15 protein-coding genes are annotated in these 16,938 nt (G+C 31.3%); 8 read left to right on the top strand and 7 right to left on the bottom strand.

What is annotated here, in order from left to right; genetic code table 11:
• The first annotated feature begins 431 nt into the window (after nt 1-431).
• The 8 genes from BMX24_RS02360 to BMX24_RS02325 all read left to right on the top strand — a co-directional run bounded on the left by BMX24_RS02360 (nt 432) and on the right by BMX24_RS02325 (nt 8,655).
• On the top strand, nt 432-1,520 hold the full coding sequence (locus tag BMX24_RS02360) for a ComEC/Rec2 family competence protein (protein ID WP_089790477.1): 1,089 nt from the start codon (nt 432-434) through the stop codon (nt 1,518-1,520).
• Nucleotides 1,520-3,862, top strand: coding sequence for a ThiF family adenylyltransferase (locus BMX24_RS02355; protein WP_089790476.1), 2,343 nt, complete (start codon nt 1,520-1,522; stop codon nt 3,860-3,862). The genes BMX24_RS02360 and BMX24_RS02355 overlap by 1 nt, the downstream gene beginning before the upstream one ends.
• 19 nt (nt 3,863-3,881) lie before the next feature.
• Nucleotides 3,882-4,577, top strand: coding sequence for a hypothetical protein (locus BMX24_RS02350; protein ID WP_089790475.1), 696 nt, complete (start codon nt 3,882-3,884; stop codon nt 4,575-4,577).
• Nucleotides 4,578-4,926: 349 nt separating this feature from the next.
• On the top strand, nt 4,927-5,322 hold the full coding sequence (locus BMX24_RS02345) for a hypothetical protein (RefSeq protein ID WP_089790474.1): 396 nt from the start codon (nt 4,927-4,929) through the stop codon (nt 5,320-5,322).
• Between the two features lies 1 nt (nt 5,323).
• Entirely contained in the window at nt 5,324-5,854 is a 531-nt protein-coding gene (locus BMX24_RS02340) for a hypothetical protein (protein WP_139176694.1), read from the top strand.
• A gap of 4 nt (nt 5,855-5,858) precedes the next feature.
• Complete coding sequence (locus tag BMX24_RS02335) at nt 5,859-6,179, top strand: hypothetical protein (RefSeq protein WP_089790472.1); 321 nt, start codon at nt 5,859-5,861, stop codon at nt 6,177-6,179.
• 290 nt (nt 6,180-6,469) lie between these two features.
• The gene (locus BMX24_RS02330; RefSeq protein WP_139176691.1) at nt 6,470-8,077 is read left to right on the top strand and encodes a hypothetical protein; all 1,608 of its coding nucleotides are present in this window, start codon (nt 6,470-6,472) and stop codon (nt 8,075-8,077) included.
• A gap of 2 nt (nt 8,078-8,079) precedes the next feature.
• The gene (locus BMX24_RS02325; RefSeq protein ID WP_089790470.1) at nt 8,080-8,655 is read left to right on the top strand and encodes a DUF6705 family protein; all 576 of its coding nucleotides are present in this window, start codon (nt 8,080-8,082) and stop codon (nt 8,653-8,655) included.
• A gap of 102 nt (nt 8,656-8,757) precedes the next feature.
• Here BMX24_RS02325 and BMX24_RS02320 read toward each other — a convergent pair whose 3' ends face one another.
• The 7 genes from BMX24_RS02320 to BMX24_RS02290 all read right to left on the bottom strand — a co-directional run bounded on the left by BMX24_RS02320 (nt 8,758) and on the right by BMX24_RS02290 (nt 16,658).
• Entirely contained in the window at nt 8,758-10,161 is a 1,404-nt protein-coding gene (locus BMX24_RS02320; protein WP_089790469.1) for a recombinase family protein, read from the bottom strand.
• The gene (locus tag BMX24_RS02315; protein ID WP_089790468.1) at nt 10,133-11,071 is read right to left on the bottom strand and encodes a ParB/RepB/Spo0J family partition protein; all 939 of its coding nucleotides are present in this window, start codon (nt 11,069-11,071) and stop codon (nt 10,133-10,135) included. Before BMX24_RS02315 ends, BMX24_RS02320 begins: the two co-directional genes overlap by 29 nt.
• A gap of 324 nt (nt 11,072-11,395) precedes the next feature.
• Nucleotides 11,396-12,826: a hypothetical protein gene (locus BMX24_RS02310; RefSeq protein ID WP_089790467.1), complete on the bottom strand. Its 1,431-nt coding sequence runs from the start codon at nt 12,824-12,826 to the stop codon at nt 11,396-11,398.
• A gap of 210 nt (nt 12,827-13,036) precedes the next feature.
• Nucleotides 13,037-13,348 (bottom strand): helix-turn-helix transcriptional regulator, encoded by a 312-nt coding sequence (locus tag BMX24_RS02305; protein ID WP_089790466.1) that lies wholly within the window; start codon nt 13,346-13,348, stop codon nt 13,037-13,039.
• A gap of 96 nt (nt 13,349-13,444) precedes the next feature.
• Nucleotides 13,445-14,497, bottom strand: a complete 1,053-nt coding sequence (locus BMX24_RS02300) for a hypothetical protein (protein ID WP_170835639.1) — start codon at nt 14,495-14,497, stop codon at nt 13,445-13,447.
• Nucleotides 14,498-14,837: 340 nt separating this feature from the next.
• Nucleotides 14,838-15,476, bottom strand: a complete 639-nt coding sequence (locus BMX24_RS02295; RefSeq protein WP_089790464.1) for a GNAT family N-acetyltransferase — start codon at nt 15,474-15,476, stop codon at nt 14,838-14,840.
• Between the two features lie 54 nt (nt 15,477-15,530).
• Entirely contained in the window at nt 15,531-16,658 is a 1,128-nt protein-coding gene (locus tag BMX24_RS02290; RefSeq protein WP_089790463.1) for a histidine decarboxylase, read from the bottom strand.
• Between the last annotated feature and the right edge of the window lie 280 nt (nt 16,659-16,938).

The raw sequence follows: 16,938 nt of genomic DNA, 5'->3' as shown, positions 1-16,938 counted from the left end.
TTACTCGAAAACTGTGCCAAATGTGTTAATTTTAGGGTACTTTTGAATGAAACAGAAGAAATATTTTAAACCTGTGCAAAATTCTCTCAAACCTGTTCTAACTTTGGGTTACAGTCTAAAAATGTTCAAAAAAAGTGTTGAGGTTTTTAGACAGCCTGAAAACTTTTGCCCGACTTTCAACAAGTGGGGGTACTACCAAAAACTTGCCCTAAGGTGGGGCTTTTTGTTTAGATACCTATTGTTTCTATATACATTTCGTAAAGATAAAAAATTGACATTTTAGCATCACTCACAACCCATTACTGTCATTTTTTCATTAAAAATATATAATAAATATTTTTTCATTAAATAAAGTGACAATTTATTCATTCTGTATAGTTTGGATTAACAGTTGTGTTTTAACTACTATAACAATAACACAAAATATTTTTATGACTGTAGCAGAAAAAATTATCAAACCTACCCAAGCAGGTATCTTCCGAACTGTCTTTCTATACACAGGACAAGGTGAGGCAACATTAATGGTCATTCCAACAGGTCAAAATGTAAATGATTATATGTATGTATTAGTGGATTCTGACAAGGATAATGAAGAAAATGAAATCGATTTAGTTTACTTATTTAAAGAGCTATTCAGTAACGGTGGTAAACTTTCAACTTTTATCAATACTCATCCACATAACGACCACATAGGTGGTATTAAAGAAATATATGATGAAATTGGATTTTCTGAAGTCTGGCATTCAAATCATAAAGCTGGCGGGAAACATAAAGAAAAATATGAGGTTTTTACTGAAGTTTTAAAAAAAGTAGGAAAAAGCAATGAATATTTTTTGTTAGGAACTAATGAACTTAACAAAATCAGGACATCTGAGAACGTACCAACTACAAAAAAGTTAGGTTTAATTGATTTTCAAGTCATATCTCCTGCACAATATTTATGTGAAGATATTCAAGAGGGTGATGCAGATGAAAGAAATAAGAGAATTCATGAGCAATGTGGTGTAATAAAATTTACTTATGGAACGAATCCAAAAAGTATTTTAATGACTGGTGATTCTGATAAAGAAGCATGGAAAGAGCATATAACAGAATATCATAAAGATAGTTTACCTGCTGATGTATTAAGTGCAAGCCACCATGGTTCCCGAACATTTTTTAAAAATGGAAAAGATGATAAGGATGTTTATGAAACACATATTGAATATATAAAACCGTCTTACTTAATAATAAGTGCTCCCAAGCAAAGTGAAAGCCCACATGAACATCCACATGACGATGCTATGGAACTATATAAGAAGCATATTGACGAGGATGGTATTTTACATCTTGGTGCTAACATTGAATCGGTAATCGTAGACATTGACTCTTATGGTAACATAACTGTTAAAACTGATAAAGAATTAATTGAAAAATACGGTATATCTGAGAATGGAGGTGAAAATGAAAAAAATGATGCATCCAAAAATGTTTACATTGGAGTACAAACATCAAGGATTGATAATAAACCTATGGGGTAATGTTACAGTGGTTTAAAAAACATCCAGAGTTTTTACGCAGAGAAAGTAATGCTTTGGCAAATGATAGTAATTACAGGGAACTCTTTCAATATCGTGATAATCTATTTATCTCTCATGGCAATATTGTTGTGAGAGCAAATGGTTTACATCGCTTTCCAATCTTAGTCTTGTATTCAGATGCAACCCCATATCGATTGCCAATGATTTTCCCACTGGAAAGACAATTATCACAAGAAGAAATTGTTGAGCTATCAAAGTTACAATTTTCTGAAGCACTTGAAAATATTAAATCTTTCACAAAGCTTTACTATAATCTTCGACACCAGAATAGCTCGGGGGAATTATGTACTTTAGAAAGGGAGGATTTGGATAAACCAATAAGCATTTATGGAATTTCAACAATACTTCAACGTGTTACAGATTGGCACATAGGACATATTACTGGAGAATATCCTCCCGATAGTGAAGATGTCAATTTCATTGCTCATTTTAATAATATCAGCTCAGATGTAAAATTTTTCTACTCTGAACAATTTTTGGATTTATCCTTAACAGAAGGAGATTGTTATGCTAACCTTTTTAAATTTATTCCAAAAGACCCAATTTTCACTGAAAACAAATACATATACTTCGGTTGTTTTATTGATGGTCACAAAAACGGGATTTTTACACAAATCGACATTGACCTTACCAGATTTGGAATAAAAGATATTAAAACTTCTCTCGATTTATATTCTAAAACCAGTACCGTTCAAGGATTGTTAAAGGATAAAACTCTACTAAAAGCATCTTGGTTTCATATAAACTCAGAACCCTCTCCTTTTGGTACAATTGAAGAGCTTATTACTATTATCGGTAATGGAGACTATCAGCATGGGTTAATTAGGTTATCCCAATCGATTCACAATTTTAAGAGCTTGGATGGATATTTCTATTTAGGATTAAGATTTTCAAACAGAAAAGGTATTAACGAATTTCAACTTTTTAAAATTTTAAAAAAAGAAGTTTCAGAAGGATATATAATCGGGCAAACTGACAATACGCAAAAAATAAAAGAAATTTTTGATTGTTACGATAAGATTGAAGCCATTCAATCTGAAAAGCTAACAGAAGAATCATTTCATCAACGAAATAGCAAAAGAGCTGATTATGATATTCTAAAAGATGAATCAATTAATATTTTTGGAGTAGGAGCATTGGGAAGCGAGATTGCTGATTGTGCGACTAAAGCAGGTATTGGAGAGATAATGCTTGTTGATAACCAAATAATGCATGCACATAACGCTGTAAGACATTTAGCTGGCATGGAATACATTGGTATTCCAAAGGTGCTAGCGGTATGGCAAATACTTAATAATCACAATCCTTTTATAAAAATCTTACCTAATTATGGTGATTTATATCAGCTAGATCCAGAAAATTTGGCAGATAATTCTATTACAATCTGTTCAATTGCTGATGATAATGTTGAAGGATTTATTAATCAGCAGTTGATTTTATCAAATAAGCCTGCATTTTATGTTAGAGCTTTACGGGGTGGGAAAACTGCTCGAATTTTCAGAGTAGTCCCTGAAAAAGATGCTTGCTTCCATTGTTTAAGTCTTTATAGAAGTGAAAATGAATATTTCATTGAGATTCCTGAAGATGCGGAATATCCTACACTAAAAAACGAATGTAATAACCCTATTAGACCCGCAAGTGCCGCAGATTTAAAACTAATTGCTTCAATAGCTTCAAGATTTATCATTGAACATCTTCAAAGTGGAGAATCGGAAAATAATCATTGGATTTGGTCAACCGATACAATTGATGGGACTACTATAAATTCAAACAGTATATACAGTCAATACATTCCACCACACAATGAATGTGTTTATTGTAATAATAAGCAGAAAATACAGGTTATAATAAGTAAAGATTGTATCTCATTCATGCAAGACTTAATCCGTAAAAATCCAACCATAGAAACAGGCGGAGTTATGGCAGGAATTAAAGATGAAAAAGGTAATATAGTCATTACTCATGTTTCAGGTCCAGGACCAAAAGCAGTAATGTCATCAACCAAGTTTGAAAAGGATATTGAATTTTGTCAGAACTTTTTAGATGAAATTTATCAGAACTCCAATCAAACTACAACTTATGTTGGCGAGTGGCATTCCCATCCTTCAACGAATAATCACCCAAGTGAAACAGATGTAAAAAGTCTTACGGAAATTGCTATTGAAAAAAATTACTTGACAGATTGTCCCGTTATGATTATCTTCTCAAATCGAGGAAATCCGTCTTGTACTCTACATCCAGCAGATAAACCATATTATTTTTCTGATTTGGAAATAAAATAATTAAAATATAATGTAAAAAATGCTTACAAATCCATATTTTTATCGTGCTCGACTTTTCCCCGCATTGATAACATCCATACCGATGCTTATCTTTGTTAATAAAATTATTGCCGTCCAGTATGCAGATGCCTTAAAAAATGTCTATGACATTTTACCGTTTATAGCGCATTTTGGGCTATCAGGAGCAATTATTTTTTTATGTGTTCAAGTAAATCGAATTGTTGCAAAAGAAATTTTTCAACGATTACATTTTAGAGAAGAATTATTAATGCCAACTACCAACCATTTATTGATTAGTGACACACACTATCCTACACCAATAAAAGATAAAATTCGCAACAAAATCAAAAAAGAATTTAAAATAGTTTTGGCTGATGCTCAATCAGAAACGCAAAATGAAAATGATGCTCGCAAATTAATTGTTACTGCTGTTTCTCAAATTAGAAACGTTTTGCGAGGTGATAATTTGTTACTACAGCATAATATTGAATATGGTTTTTGGAGAAATTTAATTGGTGGAAGCTTAATTGCAGTTATTTTTGCAATTGCAATTTTTTGGTATGGAGCATACAATAAATTAGAAGACCAAATAATTACAGGGATAATTTGCTTTATCTTGTATCTAATTCCAATCGTTTTAAGTAGATATATTATTCGTAGATATGGTAATTATTATTCGAAGATATTATATGAACAATTTTTAAGTATGAAGTAATAAAATTATATCAACGTAAAAAATAACCTTGTAATATAATTTTTTTTAGCACTTTTGCAAACTATAAACATTTAAAACGGTTTAATTATTGATATAGAAAAATTTATCTAAAAAGCTGACAAGCTATTTTTAGAAGACATTAACGATAAAATAAGTGTTGACTTATTTGCTTTGGCAGAATAAAATTTGGCGATTTTAAAATACAAACAAAGGCAAATAGTGGATAACCCACCCTATGGTGTGGGGATTCTGCTTTTGTTTGTAGGGTTACGCCAAATACCTTTTCTGACGAAGTGTGAATTCCTCACACTTTTTTATTGCTCAAAATCAAGCATAAAATTTAATAGAAATGAGTATTTTATTTTCCACAGACACCGTAAGAAGCCTTAACAAAAGGCAAAAATTGGCAATGCTAACAGTCGTAAAAGCAATTTCCGACAATGCAACAGACTTCACAAAAAAAATCAATCAACAGAAAATCCTTACTAAGTATCTTGCGATATTTGAATTGACCGATGTTGCAATGTCAAATTATGAGCAACATTTACTAAGAATTGATTTAAGAAGTCTAAATCCGAATCAACGAGACTATTTTATTGTGATGGGTCATGAGTTGCTTGGTGCAATTCAAAACAGACGATTGGAGGATTACAACATTTTATTTGAAGCTTTTCAAAGCTACGGCAATATCAGTAGTTCAGAATTTTCAGGCACAATTGAACGATTACGAGGAAACAGCTATTAATATGAGCCGACTATTTACATTATCTTTTTTAACAGTATTTGTAGTATCATGTTCGAGCAATAACAGGGGCGAACTTGAAATCAATTGGGGGATTGTAGGAATAATTACATTTCTAACTATTGGCTATTTTATGAGCAAAAAGGAAAGAAGGGCTGAAGAAGAAACTCGAAATCTTAACGAGCAAGTAAGAAATCAAAGGGGAAATCCATTGATGCAAAAACTTGTCTTCAATTACAGTAAAATCAAATTTACCAATGAAGTAACTTTTAAACCTATTCAAATAGCAACAGCAGAGGTTTACAAAGACAGATTTGAAATTACAATTTACCCCTACTCCGCATATTCGGGAACTTATGTCATTGTAAAATCTCAAAAGCAGGGTGATGGAATCCTAAACACTGTTGTCAAAGTTGACGGTGGAAATTTTTCTCACTACAATTCCAAAAAGCCTTGTTTCGTTCACATATCCGAACGAGCAAACATTCTTAAAATATATGATGAAAATCGAATTGGAATAATCTTAAAATTTTAAATACATGAAAAAATTAATTTTTACTTTAATGTTCGCATTACCAACTTTTTATTTCGCACAGGAAGAAAAGCCGAAAGAATCACAAATAGCTAAAGAGTGTGATTTACCAAAAGATTTCAAAGAACCAATCAAAAATAACAGATTAAAGAAATTTGTTGCCATAGACAATGGTGTTGGTGAAAAAGAGGTAATTATAATCAGAGCGCAAAATGGCTTCGGAAGCGGGATTTATACGGTATGTGTTAAACAGCAACCTATCCAATATCAAAAAATGGGAACTGTGTTTATGCGTGAGGGAAAAAACCCTTTTAATAACGCAAAATGATGTTGCAGTTTCAAAGAAGTTGCATACCATCATTTGAATACAAACAGTACTGTATTTGGGATGATGTATCTCTTATTTTGATATTGTTCATATTCCTTGTGTTTTACACTGGCTGTGCATACTACCTTTTGTATTGCTTAAAATTAATTTTTAAATATTACAAAATTATTAAATAAATAAAGAAGACAATAAAACGACAACTTTTGTCGTTTTGTCGCTATAACTTTACAGAATTATCATTTTAAAAATGATAAAATAAGTTCAACATAAAAAATTAATAACCGACGTAAATGAAAAACAAGTTTTTTTTGTGGTTGTCACTATTGATAACCTTGAGTATTGTTTTATATTCTTGTAGAAATGAGGATTTTGCAAAAGCCGAAACCGATCCACAACGAAACAATGCTAATTTCTTTAAACACCAATCAGATATTTATTCAAAAGCAGGTGTTGACTATATAAATATTTTGGAAGCTTACAATAAGGAAACAGATTTCTTATCAACAATGCCAGATCAAAGAGGAATACCAATCTGGGACAAAATGCAGATCTTTGACGCTGAAGGAGCAACAGGACTCATGATTCCTTTGTCATACGATAATGAAACATTAAGCTCTATCCTCTTTGCTAATTTAGATGAAAAAAATTCAGTACTTAATGTCAAAAATTATGACAATTCAATACTGAAAAATCTAGTTTACAATACGGAAATCGATATAAAAGCAAGAACGCAAATGTTTTACACGTTCATGTATGTAGATCATCAGACTTTTGGGACTGAATCTTTTACAGGCATTCCCTATGATATGTTTGATGGAGATCAACACCAAGAAAACTCAAACACCTATGGAAGAGTTTGGCTAAACGATTTCAAATCTCCCAGCAACCCTCATTATGATACTTCAAAAATGACAATAATGGTTGACATTTGTGTTACTAGCTGGCATTGTAAAGAAGGAAAATCATGGAAAAACTGTGATAAATGTGGAACTTGTCTTTCTTATTCTTGTACAACTATTGGTAGTGGTACTTTTGATGATCCTATCTATAGCCCAGGAACAGGAACTTCACCAGGCAGTGGTGGAGGCGGAGGCGGTTCTCCATCTCCTGAAGGAATCCCCCCTGTAGATCCTTGTACACAAAGTGGTATGCCATTTTACAGGATAGCTCCTCAATGTGCAGGAAATAATGGAGGTGGCAATCTTGATGATGAAGAATTATTGCCACCACAATCTCCATGTGAAACTTTAACGAAAGCCAAACAAGACTCCAAAGTAAATAATGCGCTTGAAGAATTAAAGAGCAAAACTTTACTAAAGCAAGAATATACTTATGAAATAAGTCGGAAGTATAACAACTCTACACAGGATTATGATTATGATACGAACTTAAAAATAGGAGATGGTTTTTCAGTAGTCGTAAGTACAGGAGAATACATTAAAGGAAATGCACATAATCATCCCTCTGATGGAGTAAGGATACCGTCTGTTGGTGACATTATGTGGATGAAGATATGTAAAGAAAATATTGCACCTTCAAAAGCTGTAGCCTATAATATTATTGTATGCTCAAATCCAATAAATCCTAATGACACTACAAAAGCTAATATTTATGCAATAGCAACAGATGATTATGACTCAATTGCTTCAAAAATAGATGAAATGTTAAATCGTTCTGATTTGGCGGGTAAGTCTTATGATGAAAAAAGACAAAAATTATTAGATGAAGATGATAGATATTATGCTGGAATCAATGAAAATAGCACAGAATTAGAAATAAAATTTTTACAAAAATATGGTAGTTTTGGACTAGGTCTTTATAAATTTGACAAAACAACCAACAAATGGACAAAACTTACATACGATGGAAATATAATAACTTTAACACCTTGCGAATAATTATGAAAAATATAAATCTATTTTTAGTTTTAACAATACTGACTTCAAGTTTAGCATCATGCCAGACTGTTGTAAACCTACATAATACCTATCCTACCAATACCCCTAATACTTATTACAAAGATATTGGAGACAAATTGAATCCATATGAGGGTACATGGGTACTTGATGACGGAGTTTCATACATAAAAATTGTACTCGTAAAAAAAGTTAAATTTCCTGTATGGCAATATTTTGAAGATTGTATTATAGGAGGCTTCCAATACAAAAAAAATGGGGTTGAAATTATTAACACACTAATCGATATAAATTCAAATCAAAGTGATCCCATACACTATCCCATATCTGGAAATTGGATAGGAGACCCAAGTCGTACTCCTTTTAGTCAATATACATCAGATAACAGTTATTTAAAATTATCAATTAGGGAAAATGATTGTTTTAGTGATATTTATGTAAGACGATTAACTTTAAATGGTCAAATCGCAATACAGATCTTTAAAAGAAAGCCAATGGATTTACATCAAGTTTGTAATCCAGTCATTCCTCAAGATTTTCACTATTTGATAAAGCAATAAAGTAACTTTAGACTGTAGTTTTTACTACAGTCTTTTTTATAATTTTCAACATTTTACGAATAATTATTACTACGCTTTTCAAGCATGTACTCAACCTATAAATTACATTAAATTTTCTAAAAATTTATACTTGTTTTTGAACCATCGTCTTGATTCTTTAATTTGTTTTAGAAGATTTAAAATAACTTCTTCTAAATTTTTAGTTTCAATTTTAGTTTTATAATATAGTGAACTATTTCCCATTAAAATAAGAAAATTCGTAGAAGTGAAATTTTGAGTTGAAAATACGAAGATCTCTTCAATTATTTTTTTTGAATCATACAGAACACTTATTCCTAGTACATTATCATAGGCTCGTATTTTTTCAGAAATCAAAAAACACCAACACACAGTAGTTGTATTTTCAAGTTTGATACTAAAAATAATAGGTAGTTCTAAAATTATTTCATTGGCTTCAAATTCGCTTGCACCTTTGCTTATTAACCACTTTAAAATATCATTGTTAATATTTTTTTTAGCTTTCTTGATTGCATAAATTCCTTTTCGCCAACTACTTGGAAACAACCAATAAATCTTTTCCTGTGCTTTGTTAAAAACCTCTTTATCAATCGTGGCTTCAAAAGCATTCGGAACTACCACCCATTCTGAGCGTTTATTTTTGACAGATTTTTGCTTCAACCTTCCCCATGTTTTATTATATATTCGAGTACCTATATAAGTTTCATTGGTAAGAATTCTTATAATTTTCGATGTGTTCCATTTTTTTGTATTCGCTGAAAATATTCCTTTTTGATTAAAATATTCTGCAATTTCTGTAATAGAAAATCGTTCATTTACAAATAAATCAAATATTTTCCTAACAATTTCTGTGGTTTCATCATTTTTAGGTGTAAAAGTAACCCGTTCATTAGCTATTTGCTTATGCTCCCTTGCATTAAGAATCCGAATAGGCTTTTTGTTGACATCAAGTAATTGTCGTGTCATTCCATAGGCTGCTTTTCCTCCCGCAGAATAGCCTTGTTGTGAAACTTTTATGCATCCGTGAAATACTTTCTCGCTTAATTGACGACTATACTCTGCCGCCATATATCTTTGAATAGAAATTTCTAAACTTGAAAATAGTTGATTAGATACATCGGGAAAGCCTCTTGAAACATAAACAACCTCTTTACTGTGTTTTTTACATAAATATACATAATGCCCTGCTTGGTCTTGGTCTTGGAAGCGTCCCCATCGAGAAACATCGTAAACCAGAACATATTCAAAATGAGGTGCTGTAGGATTTTCAATCCATTGTTCAAAAAGTCGTTCAAATCCAGGTCGATTGGCAAGTAGCCCACTTACTCCTTCATCTACCTCTTCATGGATTATTTCAAGGTTATGCTCATGAGCAAATCGCTCAATGTGACTACGTTGAATTGCTACTGAGTTTTCTTGTTTATCTTCAGCAGAATGTCGATAATATGCAATCGCATTTTTAAACCTCTGTTGAGAAATATTCAGCATTGTCAGTAAAAGTTCCCATAAGTTTGTGAAGGTCGTCAAGTAAATTTTGCTCCTTTTCAGTCAACCTAATATTTAGGCTTTTCTTTGTACTTAACTCTTTTATTAAGCCTTTAATTTGACTCGAAAAACCTGAAAGACGAGATTTTTCAGAAAGTTCATTAACGGTCATTAATGGCTCGGTAAGAAAATTTAATATTTCCTCTTCATGAAGAGAAGCATTTGTGAAAATTTTGGATAAGGTTTTAAAATCATTAGCAACAAACATAACATTATCACTTATTTTTTTAAATAAAATTTTTATAATATTATCAATTTCATATTGTTTAATTTTCCTTAGTTTAGGGAGCATTTGCATAAAAGCAATACGTTGGTATTCTTTCATATTATAGTCTGACATTAATTCTAAATATTCCACTCTCATATCCCTTAATCCAATATAATGAGATAAATGTACAGGTGAGATTCCTAATAAATTAGCTAATTCTTTTTTAGTAGCATCCTTATATTCCGCCGTAATTTTATGAATAGCATTTGCTTTCTCCATAGGTTTCCAACTTCTGCGATTGTTTTGCATTTCAAATCTTCGAGCTTCAAATTCCCCTTCGCTCATTTTAGGATATACCCTACAAGGGACTGTTTCAAGTTCTAACTCTTTCGCACATGAAAATCTTCTATGCCCATCCATAATTAAAAAGCGACCTTCTTCAATTTCACTTACTTTGATAGGGTCTTCAATTCCATAATGTGAAATTGATTTCAAGAGTCGGCTATAATCACCTCCTGCTCCAAAGCCAAACGCTTTACGAGGTTGATTTGGGTCTCCCTCAATTACATCAAGAGTTAATTCCATAAATTTGAAGGGTTGTGGTCTGAACGAACTAATAAGATTTTTTATATTCTTTTCACCCATAACTAAATGTTTAATAATTTGTTATAAAATAAATCAATCAAATTTAATCTCAATAAAGTGAAATGTGAAATTATATTTTTTTGAACAAAATATTACGTAAATATTATTTGAGCTTAGTAATATTTATTTTTATCCGACATAGCTTAAAGAAACATATTAATTTAAGAAGGAAATTTTATCAACAATTCACTTCTAAAAAAGTTTAAGTAATTATATAAAATGAAAAAGCAGGCTCTATTGAGCATGCTTTTTCATTTTAGACATTATATTCTTTCTTTTAACACACCAAAAGTAGTCCAAAACAGCCTGTCTATTGGTATTTTACTAATCAATTGAGATTCGTGGTATATTCCCAAAGTTACTATAAAATACAGATTCTATTTTCTCAGTTACAACAGGAATATTTTCTTCTGTAGTAGCAATGCAGTCGTGAACACTAAAAACAGGAATCTTTCTCTTATGACTTTTGATAAGTGGTTTAGCTACTTGGTCAATCATAAGGCTACCTTCTAAATCAAAAAGTGATTTTGCTACTGCTTTATAATTTTGTCTCTTCTTGGTGGTTAGAATATCCCATAGTATCGGAAATTTCTCAGCAAACACTTGTTGAACCTCTGTAAATTGGCTAATCATTCCGAATAGCATCATGATAAATAGTTGTTTGGCTAAAGCTCTGTCATGCTCATAACTTTCAACGTATCTTTTATCAAAATAACTCATAAACATATCAGACCATTTTTCTGCGTACTTTTCTTTCAAAGGCTCAATAAATATATCATAGACCGTTCCTTCAATACATAAATTTTTGAAGTCTTCAATCTCCCTATCCATGACGGTTTTCAAGTCTTCCGAACACATATAAATAGAAAGATTAGATTGTAGACGACTTACTCTCTTGGAGGTCATTCTAATGTTGGTAACACTGAAAAGATTAGAAAGAAGATATGGTACACAATTCTTCAAATCAATTTCAATTAGTTTTCCGCCTTTGTAGATAAGGTTTTGTCTGATTTCCTTATTGAGATAAGAAAATGAAGTGTATAGCCTTCCTTTTGTTTTATAATCTTTTTTTCCTGTTTTCTTATTGTTCGAGCTTGTTTTATTTCTGGAAAATATATAATCTCCATTCATGAATTGAGCCATCTTTTTCAAAGCCATAAGGTAGCTACTGTAAGACTTCAAATCACTTTTAATTGGTTCTCCATGTGACTTTTTTAACGGATAATTAGCTAACTCAAAATATCTCTCAAATAAATCGTTTTCAGTTTTATCGCTATCAATAGCAAAATCGGTATTAACAAAAAAATCACTCAATGGCTTCTCATATTTCTTCGTATAGCTTGAATTGAACTTTTTATTTTGATGTTTATGAACCCCTTTCATTTGAATCACTTCTACAATGATTCTTGAATAACGATATGGAACAACCAAGCCATAGCCAAAGCAAGTTTTCTTTTGATAAGGGGTTCGATAGATTATTTTTTCATCCCTCAAAAGTTCAATGTATTTTGAATAGTCTGTACCGATTGTTTCAACCCAGTAATTTCGGGATAAAAAACTTTGGTTAAAATAATTTACAACCTCTGTATTTCCATTGAAAGCAACAGATTTAAAGACGATTGAATGTAAAATAAATTTAACAATATTCATGTCAAATTTTTCAATCTTCTCTTTACCTGAAAGTTCGATATGTTCGTAATTGACTGATCTTGGCAAAAGTGCCATCATTTCATTGTTTTTAATACTTTGTGTCATTTTTTATATAATTTTGTATCCTCAAACCATTACAGGAATAAGGAAAGATTAATAATTGACTTCAAGCAGTAGCAACAACCCACACAGGTGTTGCCAATGCTTAAAATCGTTCAATAAAATTTTTAGGTATTTGTGGAAGGTGGAGAAAAAGAAAATCTTCTTTTAATATATTACATTTTTTCTTTCTCTTTTAATTGATAAAATTACCGCTTACTTTGTTTTTTTAGAATTATAAATATAATTCAAGACATCACTTTTCCTGTAAATAGGACTTTTACCAGACTTACCAACAGGCTTTAATAAACCTTTTTTGTCCCAAAGCCAAATAGTTGTTCTTTTCTTTTTAGTAAGTTCGCAGACCTCAGAGATTAAAAGATGTTCATCTTTTTCTGATTCCGCAGAATCTTTGTCTTTACTTTCTAATTTTGAAATTAATAAATCTAATTTCTCGTCTGTTTTGCTTTCTGACGGAAAGGCACTCACTAATTGAGTGATAATTTCCAAGAATTTTTCTTGTTTCATAATGTTTTATTTAAAATTATGATACAAAAATACTTTAGTGAATTATCCTTAATCAATGCCTGTACTTAAATAGGGACAAAAAAGGGACTAAAAAAATTAAATTAGATATTTAACCTCTTTTTTGGGAGGCTTACAATCTCTCATTAAAGTTTTTTGAATAGTATCTTTTTTAAACTTTTTGTAATCTTCTTCATCATAAAACATAAAGTTTTTAATTATCCATTCCGAAACCTGCTCTTTACTATCAGCAATTAGATGACCTTCATCATAACGTTGTTTAAGAAAATACACAAGCATATTAGAACCGCCTCTGAAAGTAATTTCTTTAACTACATTAGCCAATTCACCAAAAATTAGTTTTCTAAAAGATTCCTTAAATTCTTCGGTAATATATGGAGAGAGTGAATCAAATACATTTTCTGGATAAAGAAATTTTAGTGATTCTTGGCTTTTAGTAACTTTTTTAGCAGTTGGCTGTTTATTATCTAAAAAATCAGGATAATTAAACCTTAGATTCATCGCTAATTTTGTAATATTATCTTTATAGTTTGTAAGTATTTCCAATTTTGAATAATATTCATTTGCTAATTTTTTCAGTCTCTTATTTATAAAGCTATTATCAGACATTCGGAGCTCAACAACTTCAAGGTGAAATTCATTTTTTACGTAAATGTATTTTATATAGTTTTCTAACATTTCAAATTGAAGAGAAAAGTAATTTTGAATTTTTTGCATAGCATTACTTTCAGATAAATCAGGAATTATCTTACTGTAATCATCTAAAAATCCTACTGTAATCTCTTCTTTTTCACTTCGATGTTCATTTTTTCTGCCATAGTACCAATAATAAATACGGGAAACATAGGCAAAATAGTTATATGATAGCAGTTTACTGTGATAGAATAGGTTTTGAAACTTTTCAGGTAAATCTGGATTTTTAAAATATTGATAATCTAATTCTATAAACTGCTCGTAATTGTAGTAAGATTCTTTGAGTTTATCCCAAAAAATCATTTCCATCTTATCGGGATTTTCTGTGTACAATTCTTCAAATGCTGTCTTAATATCAAATGGAAACTGTTCTTTATTGATTGAATAAATGGATTCTAGAAGAGAAATATCTTCATCGAAACTTTCAGGACCTAACATTAAAATATTTTGAAACCTATATCGAAGTTCATTAAGAAAATTGTAAAAATTGTTTATCTTTGCTTTCATAGTTTACTAAACAGGGTTAAACAAATATCGGCAAAAAAGATTTTATTTATTATTTTTTGTCTCTTCTTTGTCCCTTCCATAAGTAAACAAAGTTTTAAATCATTGAAAATCAGAATAAAGGGATATTCCTGGAGAAACCACAAGAAATGAAATTAACAAACCCTTCAAATCAATGATTTGAAGGGTTGCTTTTTTAATAACAAAAAAAAGAGCTGCCTCCATCGAAGCAACTCCTTTTCAAAAACTGAAATTTATCTAATTATTCTTTTTTTTATTTATTTCTTTTTAAATATACTGCAACAGGTTCCGAATCCGATTCTGATGCGAATACCTCTTTATGGTGATGAAAGCCAACCAGAGGACAGTATAATTTTGCCGAACGTCTTGTACTTGCCAATATGTAAGGAGCTTCGTAGCCTTTGTCTTCAAAATAATTAAGACTCCATCTCAAAAGATGCCCTCCATATCCTTTTCCCTGTGAATCCGGGTGAACTCCCATGTATGCGGGTTCATAACTTTTTTCAAGTTTCTCGGGATCAAGGTCTAATTCGCCTTCTTCATAAAGCCAGTAATAACGCTTTACACCTTCCGGATCAAGGACAGCATGCCATTGTTTTTTAAACTCATTGGTATCCTCAGGATCACGCCCAAGCCATGTCCAGATTAAAACAGATTTTTGATCAGGACTTGCAAATACAGTTCCGCCGGAAGCCAAAGTATCTTTGATCATGGCTTCAAAATACTCACTAAGGGTTTGTTCATTGGTCTTTTCACCCAACCAAAAATTTAAAGTAGGATCATTAAGAAAAGCTTTTGCCAATACATCCCATTGCCAAGGCTCTGGAGTTGTAACGATAATTGGATCAACATGTTTTACTTTTGGGGATAATTGTTCTGCTGTGTTTTGCATGATGTATAAATTATATTAAGTGATTGAAATTTAGTTTTTGTAATTAAAATTGAATTAAAAAGTGGCTTTATTGTTTTCCCTTTCATTCAGGACATCTTCTATAAACCTATCAATTTGATCTTTTGAAATTCCCGGCATACAAATTAAGTGGGAGAATCCAGATTTTGTTGCTAACTGCCATTTTTGACATAACAGTTCAGACGGTTTTTCAAAGAGTACAGTAATTGCATTTTCATTATAATAACTGTCAATATTATTCTCCAAAAGCCTGTGATAAGTATACTTTGCCAAAGAAAGACATTCTTCAGCTCTTTGCAACAAACCTTCTTTTCCGAAATGCCTGATGGCATACCAGAGAAAGACCGAACTCAGCCCGTTTCGGGTTCCGGTAATCGTAGAATCTACGGATTCTATGTAGGAAATATAGTGAGACAAGCGCTCTTTGTTATCTTTTTTAACGACAACGACTCCACAAGGAATTGGCGAACCTATGAATTTGTGTCCGCTGCAGGCAATACTATCTGCGCCATTTGAAAAATCAAATTTTGAACCTCCTTCTAATAAAGGAAGATAAGCTCCCGCCAATGCTGCATCACAATGGATGTAATGTGATTCGACCACCAGCTTTTGTAAAATACTTCGGATTTTGGAAAGATCATCTTTCGCCTCCGTCATTGTAGTTCCGATATTGGCAACAATGATAGCAGGAAGATGGCGGTTTTGTTCTACTGCAAGGAACAAATCATCATAATCGATTTCTCCATTTTGGGTTGAACCGACTTCAATAGATTTCATATTAAGCAATCGGATAGATTTTGGGATGCTGTAATGCGAATCGGATGAGTAATATACAATCCCATTAGGGTGTAATTCTCTGGCCATATATAAACCATAGAGATTACTTTCGCTTCCTCCACTGGTAATGTACCCTGAATAATTATCCTTAGGAGCATGGAACAAATCTGCAAAGAAATCTATGACTTCTCTCTCCATAGTAAATGAGTTTACGCCGTAATTGCTTTCCATAAAAGGATCTCCCAGATTAAAAAGTGGGTATCGGAGTAAGCTGTGAAGTTCTTCATAATTGAAATCAGTTGCAAAAGGATACCCTATTGAAAGGGATGCTTTTTCAGCTAATGAATGCATGTACGCATCTAGCATTTCTCTTTTTTGAATGATCATGATTAATATTTTGTAATTAAATAAATTTTTTTCGAATAAAAATGTCTCTTTATCATCATTAAAAAACTATGTAGGCCAAAAATCGAAATAGAAGAATTTGAAAACACTACACATCTTTTTTGTATTTATTTTATTCCTTCTTTAAGTTAATATTCATTTAAAATAATAATTAGATTTAATTATTCAACAATTTGTGAATAATCAATAGTCAAAAATATATCAATATTTTATATTATTTATTACATAATTTCAATATGAATTATAAAAATCTTATAAATAC

The sequence above is a fragment of the Chryseobacterium wanjuense genome (genome assembly GCF_900111495.1).
Taxonomy (GTDB): Bacteria; Bacteroidota; Bacteroidia; order Flavobacteriales; family Weeksellaceae; genus Chryseobacterium; species Chryseobacterium wanjuense.
Note: the sequence above shows the minus strand (reverse complement) of the source record. Positions and strands in the feature narration are given on the sequence as shown.

Bases quoted from the DNA above. Each gene is read 5' to 3' on its own strand.
- BMX24_RS02360 (WP_089790477.1), top strand. From the start codon at position 432: ATGACTGTAGCAGAAAAAATTATCAAACCTACCCAAGCAGGTATCTTC.
- BMX24_RS02355 (WP_089790476.1), top strand. From the start codon at position 1,520: ATGTTACAGTGGTTTAAAAAACATCCAGAGTTTTTACGCAGAGAAAGT.
- BMX24_RS02350 (WP_089790475.1), top strand. From the start codon at position 3,882: ATGCTTACAAATCCATATTTTTATCGTGCTCGACTTTTCCCCGCATTG.
- BMX24_RS02345 (WP_089790474.1), top strand. From the start codon at position 4,927: ATGAGTATTTTATTTTCCACAGACACCGTAAGAAGCCTTAACAAAAGG.
- BMX24_RS02340 (WP_139176694.1), top strand. From the start codon at position 5,324: ATGAGCCGACTATTTACATTATCTTTTTTAACAGTATTTGTAGTATCA.
- BMX24_RS02335 (WP_089790472.1), top strand. From the start codon at position 5,859: ATGAAAAAATTAATTTTTACTTTAATGTTCGCATTACCAACTTTTTAT.
- BMX24_RS02330 (WP_139176691.1), top strand. From the start codon at position 6,470: ATGAAAAACAAGTTTTTTTTGTGGTTGTCACTATTGATAACCTTGAGT.
- BMX24_RS02325 (WP_089790470.1), top strand. From the start codon at position 8,080: ATGAAAAATATAAATCTATTTTTAGTTTTAACAATACTGACTTCAAGT.
- BMX24_RS02320 (WP_089790469.1), bottom strand. From the start codon at position 10,161: ATGCTGAATATTTCTCAACAGAGGTTTAAAAATGCGATTGCATATTAT.
- BMX24_RS02315 (WP_089790468.1), bottom strand. From the start codon at position 11,071: ATGGGTGAAAAGAATATAAAAAATCTTATTAGTTCGTTCAGACCACAA.
- BMX24_RS02310 (WP_089790467.1), bottom strand. From the start codon at position 12,826: ATGACACAAAGTATTAAAAACAATGAAATGATGGCACTTTTGCCAAGA.
- BMX24_RS02305 (WP_089790466.1), bottom strand. From the start codon at position 13,348: ATGAAACAAGAAAAATTCTTGGAAATTATCACTCAATTAGTGAGTGCC.
- BMX24_RS02300 (WP_170835639.1), bottom strand. From the start codon at position 14,497: ATGTTAGGTCCTGAAAGTTTCGATGAAGATATTTCTCTTCTAGAATCC.
- BMX24_RS02295 (WP_089790464.1), bottom strand. From the start codon at position 15,476: ATGCAAAACACAGCAGAACAATTATCCCCAAAAGTAAAACATGTTGAT.
- BMX24_RS02290 (WP_089790463.1), bottom strand. From the start codon at position 16,658: ATGATCATTCAAAAAAGAGAAATGCTAGATGCGTACATGCATTCATTA.